Annotated in this window: 6 protein-coding genes and 1 tRNA gene; 3 read left to right on the forward strand and 4 right to left on the reverse strand. The window is 33.7% G+C overall.

The window, feature by feature from the left end:
• The 3 genes from BLW28_RS15370 to BLW28_RS15380 form a co-directional block, all read left to right on the forward strand.
• Positions 1–1,876 (forward strand): T9SS type A sorting domain-containing protein (locus BLW28_RS15370; protein WP_143036925.1); only part of this gene is annotated, 1,876 nt, incomplete at its 5' end.
• A 1,254-nt stretch (positions 1,877–3,130) separates the two neighbouring features.
• A tRNA-Pro gene (locus BLW28_RS15375) sits at positions 3,131–3,204 on the forward strand.
• A 247-nt stretch (positions 3,205–3,451) separates the two neighbouring features.
• Positions 3,452–4,708 carry a site-specific integrase gene (locus BLW28_RS15380; protein ID WP_073222324.1) on the forward strand — a complete coding sequence of 419 codons (1,257 nt, stop codon included), beginning with the start codon at positions 3,452–3,454 and terminating at the stop codon, positions 4,706–4,708.
• 426 nt (positions 4,709–5,134) lie between these two features.
• On the opposite strand, the gene BLW28_RS15385 is transcribed toward BLW28_RS15380, so the two are convergent.
• The 4 genes from BLW28_RS15385 to BLW28_RS15400 all read right to left on the reverse strand — a co-directional run.
• Positions 5,135–5,572, reverse strand: coding sequence for a hypothetical protein (locus BLW28_RS15385; protein ID WP_073222321.1), 438 nt, complete (start codon positions 5,570–5,572; stop codon positions 5,135–5,137).
• 6 nt (positions 5,573–5,578) lie between these two features.
• Positions 5,579–6,046, reverse strand: coding sequence for a helix-turn-helix domain-containing protein (locus tag BLW28_RS15390; RefSeq protein WP_073222319.1), 468 nt, complete (start codon positions 6,044–6,046; stop codon positions 5,579–5,581).
• A 1-nt stretch (position 6,047) separates the two neighbouring features.
• Positions 6,048–6,614, reverse strand: coding sequence for a hypothetical protein (locus BLW28_RS15395; protein ID WP_073222316.1), 567 nt, complete (start codon positions 6,612–6,614; stop codon positions 6,048–6,050).
• 223 nt (positions 6,615–6,837) lie between these two features.
• On the reverse strand, positions 6,838–7,069 hold a 232-nt coding region (locus tag BLW28_RS15400), incomplete at its 5' end, for an integrase core domain-containing protein (protein WP_143036926.1).

Consider the following 7,069-nt stretch of genomic DNA (forward strand, 5'->3'; position numbering starts at 1 on the left):
ATTTGGTGTAGATATTGATAATGATGGAGACATAGATTTATTGTCTTCTTCTAGCAATGATGGTAAGGTTGCTTGGTATGAAAACACAGATAGCTTAGGGGCTTTTAGTTCCGAAAAAGTTATATCGCAATATGGTGCCCCAACTTCAGTTTATGCTGGTGATCTTGATGGTGATGGAGACGTTGATGTACTTGCGAGCTCTTATACAACAAATGAAGTATTGTGGTTTGAAAATTTAAATGGTCTTGGAACTTTTGGTGGAAGACAAATTATTACATCTAGCGCATATGGAGCTAGAGACGTATATGCTTCAGATCTTGATAATGATGGCGATTTGGATGTTTTATCTGCTTCAGAGAGTGATAAAAAAATAGCTTGGTATAAAAACTTGGATGGTCAAGGAACTTTTGGTCCCACACAAATAATTGCCACAAATAAAGATGACGCGATGGCTGTACTTACTGCCGACTTGGATAATGATGGGGATTTAGATATAATAAGTACTCAAAGCCATATTGGTGAAGTTTATTACAACGAAAATTTGAATGGTCTTGGAGATTTTAGTGAAAGTAATTTAATTACTACATTCGTTAATTCTGTTACTTGTATTTTGGTAATTGATCTTGATGGTGATGGGTTTAAAGATTTAGTGTCTTCATCAAAAAAAGATGACAAGATAGCTTGGTACAGAAACTTAGATGGCTTAGGCACCTTTGGTGTGCAAAGGATTATTTCTCGCACCGTAGACAGTCCAAGATCTATATACGCTGCTGATTTGGATGGCGATGGGGATATGGATATTCTATCTGCTTCCTATAACGACAATACATTTGGATGGTATGAAAACCTAGATGGTCTAGGCAATTTTGGAACCCAAAACATTATAACTTCAGAAGAATATTGGCCAGAGGATATTTTTTCTATAGACATAGACGGTGATGGTGATATGGATGTAGTAAGTGTTTCGGGTAATGCTAACTGGTTTGAGAATTTAGACGGCCTTGGAAACTTTAGTGAAAAAAAATTCATAGAGCCACTTAATGCGAATGCAGTTTTTGCAATTGATATTGATGGTGATGGTGACAGTGATGTACTTACGGCTTCATTTGATGAAATTGCTTGGAATGAGAATATTGATGGCTTAGGTGTATTTGCTCCAAAAAATATTATATCTGATAATTTAAATAATGTGAAAGATATTTTTGTAATTGATATTGATGGCGATGGTGATATGGATGTATTAACCGCTACATATGATGATGACAAAATTTCGTGGTATGAAAACACTGATGGTTTAGGTACATTTAGTACCGAAAAAATAATTACTAATACCGCTGATGGTGCTTCTGGAGTTTTTGGAATTGATATGGATAATGATGGGGATATTGATGTATTGTCTGCCTCCTATTTAGACCATACAATAGCTTGGTATGAAAATCTTGATGGCAGCGGCAATTTTGGTGTAAAACAGATTATATCTACGAATGAAATTAATGCAATTTCAGTTTCTGCTGATGATTTAGATAATGATGGTGATATAGACATTTTTCCATCGGCACACGATTATTATACAAATGGAAGTAGCAATTATGATAAAATATCTTGGTATGAAAATACAGGGGTGCTAAATCTAAACAATAATGAGACTAATAATGATAGCTATAATCTATTTCCTGTTCCCACAGATAATGTTTTAAATATTAAATCAAAATCAAGTGTTACTAAGGTAGAAATTTACAATAATTTAGGGCAATTAATTTTAGAAAAGCATCATAGTAGTATCATAAATACAAGTACACTAGGCAGGGGAGTATATCAAGTTAAAGTATTTGATGATAAAGGAAATTACGTTGTGAAACGTATTTTAAAGAAGTGATTTTCGCATCCGTATGCAATTAATCACCTGGCTTATGTCTGTGAAGCCTTAAGCCTGGGTGTTTTGGCTTAGTTTTAGGTGTAACACGGCTTCTCTTATCAGGGGTTCATTTTCTTTCTTAGGCTTTGGTCCTGGTTTAATTGATTCAATATTTTCCTTGGTATTGGGTTTTAATTAGTACACCCTAAAATTACAGAAAACATTAATTAGATTATTGCGAAAAACCGTATTGGCATTAAAAAGATTAGATATAAATCAACTTAAAGAAATAATTATAATCTATTAATCGATTTTGCTTTTCATTATCTATCCATGCTTTTTCTTGGTGACTGAATTCTCTAATTTGGGAGGCAGTAAGTTTTTAAAATTTGGAGGCCACTTTTTCTAGGGCTTTTACTTCAGATTCATCAAACAAGTTAGCATTAAAGCTTTTCAACGGAGATTTTTCAAACATCTCCCCTACCAGTCCATTGGGATATTGTACAGATTTTATATCGACTAATTATTCATCTACTAAATAATCAAACAACCTTCTAATTTTTTGGGTATAGGATCGCGATTGTACGCAAAATACCTTGTGTCTCTAATGGAATATCTTCTTTCATTATCTTGTTGTTTCTCCACTTTAGTAGTATTTCTCAGAAATTTCTCACGTTGGGTTTCTGAAATATCATTATTGTCTTTAATGAGACTCTTTAATGTTCCTGAGCTATTTATTACCGCTTTTAATACAGCTGAATTACCTAAGCTAGGTACCCTATAGAAAATAAAAACTTATTTATCAGAAATCTTGTTTTTGCATATCAATCTATCACCTATCATCAACTTGGAAAAGGTAGTTTCTTATGGAATAAGTAATCTCACAATTAACAAGTAGATATTTTACAGTAAGGAAAACCTTTAGGGCTGTTTTTGATTTAATAAAAAAGGCAGTCCTTTAAAATTTAGTTCATCTCATTTTGCTTCTTTAAAACATTTCTCAAATTTCTAATATCATCACTTATTTTGCTTTCAAGCAACTACAAAAACTTGAGTTGTGGAAGGCTTAGGGTTGCATTAACAGCATTAACAATTTTATACTTGTCCAACTTTATAAATTAAGTATTTTTGCACTCATAACTTTTGGGATGTAGCACTTCGATACTTCGGCTTCGCTCAGTTCGGGCAAGCTCAGTGTAAACAGCGCTACTTGAAGTCACCGAAAACAAATTACCAGTCGTGCTTTATTGTAAAGTACGGATTTAAAACATCAATCGGGATGTAGCGCAGCCTGGTAGCGTACACGTCTGGGGGGCGTGGGGTCGCAAGTTCAAATCTTGTCATCCCGACTATACAATGTGTCAAATGACACCAAAACCCTGTAAACTGTATTGTTTACAGGGTTTTTTAGCTTTTTACCCCATAGGAAAAATTCTCTAAATTTGGTCTAAAATCATCTAAAATGAGCCAAAATGTACCAAATATGGTTCCTCTTGGTACCAAAAATGGTTCCTCATTCGGATGGTGTTTTTTATCGCTAAACACCGATTTGACAGTCGTTTTCAAACATTTGTTTAATTAGAAAACGTATTAATTATGAGAAATTCAGGTTCCTTTTCTTTCAATTTTCAACCACGATTTGAAAATTCAACCAAAAACCAAACCCCTTTGTACATCAGAATTAATGCAAATGGGAAAAGAAATAGATTTAGTTTAAAACGGACTTTCACTACCCGACTTTGGGATCAATCCAGAGAAAGACTTAAAGGCACCAGTAAAGAGGCTATTGTGCTTAATGCATTTTTGGATGATGTTACTATGGGATTGCACGATGCCTACCGAGAGTTAATTAGAGAGCGAAAGCAGATTACCGCCAATTCAATAATGGCACGTTACAGGGGTGAAGACCAATTGAGCAAAACCTTACTCCAGCTCAGCGAATATCATAAATTCACTATGAAATCCGTATTGAAGCCTGGAACATTAAAAAACTATTACACTACGGAAACCTATCTCCAAAAATTCCTCAAAATAGAAAGAAAAACAGACGACATTTATCTCGACGACCTCAACTATGCTTTTATTATTGATTTTGATAATTTCTTACGTCGAAATGTAGCGCAACTACAGTCCAGACCACTACATAATAATGGCGTTATGAAACACTTGGAGCGATTGAAAAAACTGCTCAATCTAGCTGTAAAGCTTGAGTGGGTACAGCGCGATCCTTTTGCTAAGTTCTCTTTAAAGTTCGAAAAGATAGAACGCCCTTTCCTTTCACAATTTGAAATTGACACCATTGTAAACGCAAACTTCGAAAGATCTAATTTGAACATGATCAGAGACATTTTTATTTTTTCCTGTTACACAGGTCTTTCATATATCGATGTCAAAACACTGACCAAGGATAATATCGTCAAAGGAATTGATGGAAATAATTGGATCTTTACAAAACGAGAAAAAACAAGCCAGGCGGTTAAAATTCCCTTATTGGAGAGAGCTGCGGATATCATTGAGAAATACCGGGATTTCCCTATGAAGGACAATCGGCTTCTTCCAGTTTACTCAAATCAGAAGGTGAACCAATATTTAAAAGAAATGGCAGCCGAGTTAAAAATCCAAAAGAAATTTACCTTCCACTGCGCCCGCCACACTTTCGCAACCACAATAACCCTCAGCAATGGTGTACCCCTTGAAACAGTTTCCAAACTGTTGGGACATAGCAAGCTATCGACAACTCAAATTTATGCGAAAGTGTTAGAGAATAAAATAAGTGATGATATAGGGAACTTAAGGAATGTTTTAAAAGACCAACAACAGGAAAAAAATCTTAAAAGAATAAATAATTCCTGATATTCATTTTGAATTGGTTTGAAAAATCATCAAGGCTAATTTTAAAACGAAATGAATTCGCCATGATAATTTTTTGACTGGTGATTTTCCGTGAACGCTTAATTATATGAACAAACACATTGATATTTCTAAAAGCTCTAAAAGTATCTTTGACTTAGTATAGTGGTAGAAACTCATACTTCTAATATTTCGAACAGCTCTTTTCTCACTATAATATGGTAAATAAAATAGGAACATAAAGTAAAAACAAACCCACTCTTTACAGAAAACCATAAGAGTGGGCTTAAAAAATGGGGAGAATACTCAAATATAATAATTATTCCTAAACAGATGGTCAACTATTTTATTTTTAGAATGATAATAAAAATAAAGTCACTCTATCCTCACTTCACCGAATTTTTTTTGTAAAAATCACTATCCCTTGGATCAATTATAATTCAAGATTACATCCTCTTGCAGCATACTATTTACATCAATTGTAGGCAAAAGAAATTCATTAAAAGGTGTTCCTTCAGTTTTAGCATGTAAAATCCCTCTTGCAGAACCAATTGTCAAAACCGCAAAATGAACAGCAAGCCCTTTTGTAACTAAATAGGTATTATCAGCTTGTTTCATTACATTTTGAAAATCATTTTTTTCTATTTCGAATAATGCCTGTATTTCAAGAATTAAAAAAGGCTGATCTTTCTTTTTCTCAAAAGAAAAACGAGCATTACAGGTAACAATATGACCCTCAATATCCAAACCAAATCCCAAACCAGTAATCAAGTTTGTTTCACCAGTTTTTTTAAAGGCCTTTTCAATTATTGCAAATGATCCAGTTCGAAGCCCCGTAAAAGAAAAACCCAATTTATTATATGCCATTTTTATCTAAATTTGATTCGCTGTATAGGTATAACAATCCATGTTTTCCATGTTGGTATTCAAAACAGGGTTTCGTTTATTTATTCTTTTTGAAGTCACATTTTCCTCGATAACCTTAAACTTGCGTTGATGTACAATTTGCATTGAATAATGGATAACTGGCATTTGAGCGCTATTACCTGACTTTATTTTTGGGGATGAAATCTCAACCTCTAAAGCCTCGGCTATTTTATCCAATGTTTCAAATGTGAGGTTGGCTTTTGCTCGTAATATTTTATTTACTTGTTGCGAACTAACATCCATCCTATTTGCTAAATCAACCTGCTTAATATTATGCAAATCCATATAATCCATTAACTCTAATGCGAATTCCTGCGCTCGTGTAATATTACGCCTGTTTGAACGATCTTTTTTAGCTCGCTCTTTCCACTGAGTAGCCGTTTTTGTAATTACTTTATTTAAGTTTTTATCCATTTTATAATTGTGTAGAATCTGTAATGTTCTCTTGTTTTATCCAAGCTTTCAAATAATTCATTTTGTCTAACTCCATTTTTAAAGCTTCAGTATCCATCTTATCAACTAACTTTATACCAGCACCTGTTATAATAATTGCATCATTTCCAACCCGAACTCCATATAACCTTAATAAAGAACCGTGATCATATGTATACATTTTTTTTCTTCCTGGGTCATCATATCTTTCAGGCTTTGAAAGCTCTACAAATGCGTCAAATAAAACTTCAAAGCAATTACCGTCCTGAGAATCTTCAGATATTTCATCCAAGGTATCGAACAAATCTCCTGCTTCTTGAAGAACTTTAGTTACTAAAAATGTTAGATTGTGGTTTTTAAATGCACCTTGTTTCCATCCAGATTTGGAAGATTTGATGAAATTCCGTACAAATAACGGATCTTGAAGCTGATCCTGTATTTTATCCAATTCTGTTTCATACTCCTTGGGTGTTTGATAAAAAGGACAATTATCAAAGTTTGCAAGATAAACACCTTGATATTGGTCGACAAATGTACGCAATATTTCCATAAAATCAACCTATAGGTTTATTTCTAGCGCAAAATTAACATATTTATAACCAACGGACTAATAACCAATTAACAATTATCAACATAAAACTTGCTGATTTGTTGGTTAGATAGATACTAATGTAAGCTTCCCCTATTTAGAACTGTTAGTTTTTCCAAATATATAATTTTTTACGTTTTAAAATAGAATGGCTTTCTCTTCATATCGTTTCTTTAAAGCCATTTTATTTTAAAATGAGCCTAGCGGCAGCGACACGTTTGTTTTCAGCATATTTTACTGGTGGTATTTTCCCTAAGCTATCGTGTGGTCTTTTATGGTTATAATCATCCATCCAAATTTGAGTTTGTTCACGCACTTGGTTTAGGTCTTCAAAAATATATTTGTTTAGCACCCCACGCCTATATGAGCCGTTGAAACGTTCTATAAAAGCATTTTGAGTTGGTTTTCCTGGCTGT

Origin of the sequence: Aequorivita viscosa (assembly GCF_900106795.1) — a bacterium.
GTDB lineage: Bacteria > Bacteroidota > Bacteroidia > Flavobacteriales > Flavobacteriaceae > Aequorivita > Aequorivita viscosa.

Coding starts and splice junctions, on each gene's coding strand:
- BLW28_RS15395 (WP_073222316.1), bottom strand. CDS start 6,614: ATGGAAATATTGCGTACATTTGTCGACCAATATCAAGGTGTTTATCTT.
- BLW28_RS15390 (WP_073222319.1), bottom strand. CDS start 6,046: ATGGATAAAAACTTAAATAAAGTAATTACAAAAACGGCTACTCAGTGG.
- BLW28_RS15385 (WP_073222321.1), bottom strand. CDS start 5,572: ATGGCATATAATAAATTGGGTTTTTCTTTTACGGGGCTTCGAACTGGA.
- BLW28_RS15380 (WP_073222324.1), top strand. CDS start 3,452: ATGAGAAATTCAGGTTCCTTTTCTTTCAATTTTCAACCACGATTTGAA.